Raw genomic sequence first — 5,188 nt, forward strand, 5'->3', positions numbered from 1 at the left:
GAGTCTTCAACGGAGAGTTTGATCCTGGCTCAGGACGAACGCTGGCGGCGTGCTTAACACATGCAAGTCGAGCGGTAAGGCCCTTCGGGGTACACGAGCGGCGAACGGGTGAGTAACACGTGGGTGATCTGCCTCGCACTTCGGGATAAGCCTGGGAAACTGGGTCTAATACCGGATATGACTTCCAGCTGCATGGTTGGTGGTGGAAAGATTTATCGGTGCGAGATGGGCCCGCGGCCTATCAGCTTGTTGGTGGGGTAATGGCCTACCAAGGCGACGACGGGTAGCCGGCCTGAGAGGGCGACCGGCCACACTGGGACTGAGACACGGCCCAGACTCCTACGGGAGGCAGCAGTGGGGAATATTGCACAATGGGCGAAAGCCTGATGCAGCGACGCCGCGTGAGGGATGACGGCCTTCGGGTTGTAAACCTCTTTCGACAGGGACGAAGCGCAAGTGACGGTACCTGTAGAAGAAGCACCGGCCAACTACGTGCCAGCAGCCGCGGTAATACGTAGGGTGCGAGCGTTGTCCGGAATTACTGGGCGTAAAGAGCTTGTAGGCGGTTTGTCGCGTCGTCTGTGAAAACTCACAGCTCAACTGTGAGCTTGCAGGCGATACGGGCAGACTTGAGTACTGCAGGGGAGACTGGAATTCCTGGTGTAGCGGTGAAATGCGCAGATATCAGGAGGAACACCGGTGGCGAAGGCGGGTCTCTGGGCAGTAACTGACGCTGAGAAGCGAAAGCGTGGGTAGCGAACAGGATTAGATACCCTGGTAGTCCACGCCGTAAACGGTGGGCGCTAGGTGTGGGTTTCCTTCCACGGGATCCGTGCCGTAGCTAACGCATTAAGCGCCCCGCCTGGGGAGTACGGCCGCAAGGCTAAAACTCAAAGGAATTGACGGGGGCCCGCACAAGCGGCGGAGCATGTGGATTAATTCGATGCAACGCGAAGAACCTTACCTGGGTTTGACATACACCGGAAACCTGCAGAGATGTAGGCCCCCTTGTGGTCGGTGTACAGGTGGTGCATGGCTGTCGTCAGCTCGTGTCGTGAGATGTTGGGTTAAGTCCCGCAACGAGCGCAACCCTTGTCCTGTGTTGCCAGCGCGTAATGGCGGGGACTCGCAGGAGACTGCCGGGGTCAACTCGGAGGAAGGTGGGGACGACGTCAAGTCATCATGCCCCTTATGTCCAGGGCTTCACACATGCTACAATGGCCGGTACAGAGGGCTGCGATACCGTGAGGTGGAGCGAATCCCTTAAAGCCGGTCTCAGTTCGGATCGGGGTCTGCAACTCGACCCCGTGAAGTTGGAGTCGCTAGTAATCGCAGATCAGCAACGCTGCGGTGAATACGTTCCCGGGCCTTGTACACACCGCCCGTCACGTCATGAAAGTCGGTAACACCCGAAGCCGGTGGCCTAACCCCTTGTGGGAGGGAGCCGTCGAAGGTGGGATCGGCGATTGGGACGAAGTCGTAACAAGGTAGCCGTACCGGAAGGTGCGGCTGGATCACCTCCTTTCTAAGGAGCTTCTGCACTGTTCGGCTCGTAGAGTCGAGTTCGAACGTGCCAGAGCCGCTTATGTCCTCGAATGTGGGACTGCGGTTGCTCATGGGTGGAACGCTGACATGTGCCTCGCGGATCGGTTGGTACTCAGTGACCAGCTGGCGGGGATGTAGTCGACACACTGTTGGGTCCTGAAAGAACAGACGTTCTTTCCAGGCAAAAAGACGATCCGCTCGGATCTCCAGTGATACCGGCTCCTTCGGGGGTGTTGGTCCTGGGTGTGGGTTTGAGTGGGTGTGTTGTTTGAGAACTGCACAGTGGACGCGAGCATCTTTGTTTGTAAGTGTTTAAGAGCGTTCGGTGGATGCCTTGGCACCAGGAGCCGATGAAGGACGTAGGAGGCTGCGATAAGCCTCGGGGAGCTGTCAACCGAGCTGAGATCCGAGGATTTCCGAATGGGGAAACCCAGCACGAGTGATGTCGTGTTACCCGCATCTGAATATATAGGGTGTGTGGAGGGAACGTGGGGAAGTGAAACATCTCAGTACCCACAGGAAGAGAAAACAATAGTGATTCCGTGAGTAGTGGCGAGCGAAAGCGGATGAGGCTAAACCATGGGCGTGTGATAGCCGGCAGGCGTTGCGTTCGTGGGGTTGTGGGATTGCTCTTCTCAGTTCTGCCGAGCTGGGCGTGAGTCAGAAACCGTTGTGTTAGCTGAAGTGGTCTGGGACGGCCTGTCGTAGAGGGTGAGAATCCCGTAGGCGAAAACTCAACGGCTCATGTGAGCAACACCCGAGTAGCAGCGGGCCCGTGAAATCTGCTGTGAATCTGCCGGGACCACCCGGTAAGCCTGAATACTCCCTGGTGACCGATAGCGGACTAGTACCGTGAGGGAAAGGTGAAAAGTACCCCGGGAGGGGAGTGAAATAGTACCTGAAACCGTGCGCTTACAATCCGTCAGGGCCTGCGAGTGACTTGTCACTGTGGGTGATGGCGTGCCTTTTGAAGAATGAGCCTGCGAGTTAGTGGCATGTGGCGAGGTTAACCCGTGTGGGGTAGCCGTAGCGAAAGCGAGTCCGAATAGGGCGCCTTTGAGTCGCATGTTCTAGACCCGAAGCGGAGTGATCTACCCATGGCCAGGGTGAAGCGACGGTAAGACGTCGTGGAGGCCCGAACCCACTTAGGTTGAAAACTGAGGGGATGAGCTGTGGGTAGGGGTGAAAGGCCAATCAAACTCCGTGATAGCTGGTTCTCCCCGAAATGCATTTAGGTGCAGCGTCACGTGTTTCACGCCGGAGGTAGAGCTACTGGATGGCCTAGGGGGCCCACAAGCTTACCGAAGTCAGCCAAACTCCGAATGCCGGTGTGTGAGAGCGTGGCAGTGAGACTGCGGGGGATAAGCTTCGTAGTCGAGAGGGAAACAGCCCAGATCGCCGGCTAAGGCCCCTAAGCGTGTACTAAGTGGAAAAGGATGTGGGGTCGCGAAGACAACCAGGAGGTTGGCTTAGAAGCAGCCACCCTTGAAAGAGTGCGTAATAGCTCACTGGTCAAGTGATCCTGCGCCGACAATGTAGCGGGGCTCAAGTACACCGCCGAAGCCGCGGCAGTCGCACAATACATCCGCCATCTTCTACGGAGGGTGGTGCAGTGGTGTGGCTGGGTAGGGGAGCGTCCTGTAGCCAGGGAAGCAGCAGTGTGAACTAGTTGTGGAGGCTACGGGAGTGAGAATGCAGGCATGAGTAGCGAAAGACGAGTGAGAAACTCGTCCGCCGAATGACCAAGGGTTCCTGGGCCAGGTTAATCCGCCCAGGGTGAGTCGGGACCTAAGGCGAGGCCGACAGGCGTAGTCGATGGACAACGGGTTGATATTCCCGTACCCGTGTATCCGCGCCCAATGGCGAATCAGTGGTACTAACCGTCCAAATCCCAATAGACCACCTTCGGGTGGCTGGAGGGGGCTGCACGGGACCTTCGCTGTAGTAGTCAAGCGATGGGGTGACGCAGGAAGGTAGCTGGGCCAGTCAGTGGTTGTACTGGTGTAAGCCTGTAGGGAGCGACATAGGCAAATCCGTGTCGCGTATATCCTGAGAGGTGATGCGTAGCCGATTGAGGCGAATTCAGTGATCCTATGCTGCCGAGAAAAGCCTCTAGTGAGTTGGTACACGGCCCGTACCCCAAACCGACACAGGTGGTCAGGTAGAGAATACTGAGGCGATCGAGAGAACTGTGGTTAAGGAACTCGGCAAAATGCCCCCGTAACTTCGGGAGAAGGGGGACCTCGTCTGGTGAACACCTTTGCGGTGGGAGCTGGGTGGGGTCGCAGAGACCAGAGAGAAGCGACTGTTTACTAAAAACACAGGTCCGTGCGAAGTCGTAAGACGATGTATACGGACTGACGCCTGCCCGGTGCCGGAAGGTTAAGAGGACCGGTTAGCCACTTCGGTGGCGAAGCTGAGAATTTAAGCCCCGGTAAACGGCGGTGGTAACTATAACCATCCTAAGGTAGCGAAATTCCTTGTCGGGTAAGTTCCGACCTGCACGAATGGCGTAACGACTTCTCTGCTGTCTCAACCACAGACTCGGCGAAATTGCATTACGAGTAAAGATGCTCGTTACGCGCGGCAGGACGAAAAGACCCCGGGACCTTCACTATAGCTTGGTATTGGTGTTCGGTACGGTTTGTGTAGGATAGGTGGGAGACTGTGAGGCATGCACGCCAGTGTGTGTGGAGTCGTCGTTGAAATACCACTCTGATCGTATTGGACCTCTAACCTCGGACCATGATCTGGTTCAGGGACAGTGCCTGGTGGGTAGTTTAACTGGGGCGGTTGCCTCCTAAAATGTAACGGAGGCGCCCAAAGGTTCCCTCAGCCTGGTTGGCAATCAGGTGTCGAGTGCAAGTGCACAAGGGAGCTTGACTGTGAGACAGACATGTCGAGCAGGGACGAAAGTCGGGACTAGTGATCCGGCACCGGCAAGTGGAAGCGGTGTCGCTCAACGGATAAAAGGTACCCCGGGGATAACAGGCTGATCTTCCCCAAGAGTCCATATCGACGGGATGGTTTGGCACCTCGATGTCGGCTCGTCGCATCCTGGGGCTGGAGTAGGTCCCAAGGGTTGGGCTGTTCGCCCATTAAAGCGGCACGCGAGCTGGGTTTAGAACGTCGTGAGACAGTTCGGTCTCTATCCGCCGCGCGCGTCAGAAACTTGAGGAAGGCTGTCCCTAGTACGAGAGGACCGGGACGGACGAACCTCTGGTGTGCCAGTTGTCCTGCCAAGGGCACCGCTGGTTAGCTACGTTCGGAAGGGATAACCGCTGAAAGCATCTAAGCGGGAAGCCTGTTCCAAGATGAGGTTTCTCACCCCCTCGAGGGGGTAAGGCCCCCCACAGACCATGGGGTTGATAGGCCAGAACTGGAAGCACGGTAACGTGTGGAGGTGACTGGTACTAATCGGCCGAGGACTTACCAACGAAGAAGCTACGCGTCCACTGTGCGGTATCTGAAACAACACACAGACACCGAGTGAAATCGAACAGCCGTTGTGCTGTTTATCGGTTCGGGAGTTCGAGGGCTGGGCCCTCGAGAATCCTCTCAACCGGGGTTTCACGGGGTGTGTGGATAGTTTCATAGAGTTACGGCGGCTATAGCGGTGGGGAAACGCCCGGTCCCATTCCGA

Annotated in this window: 2 rRNA genes; both read left to right on the forward strand. The window is 56.9% G+C overall.

Annotated features, from left to right (window positions below):
• Window positions 1-6 precede the first annotated feature (6 nt).
• Window positions 7-1,525 (forward strand): 16S ribosomal RNA (locus NAM01S_RS32595).
• Between the two features lie 322 nt (window positions 1,526-1,847).
• Window positions 1,848-4,982: ribosomal RNA gene (locus tag NAM01S_RS32600) — 23S ribosomal RNA — on the forward strand.
• The 16S and 23S rRNA genes sit together here, the layout of an rRNA operon.
• Window positions 4,983-5,188 lie beyond the last annotated feature (206 nt).

Source organism: Nocardia amikacinitolerans NBRC 108937 (assembly GCF_001612615.1).
GTDB classification, from domain to species: domain Bacteria; phylum Actinomycetota; class Actinomycetes; order Mycobacteriales; family Mycobacteriaceae; genus Nocardia; species Nocardia amikacinitolerans.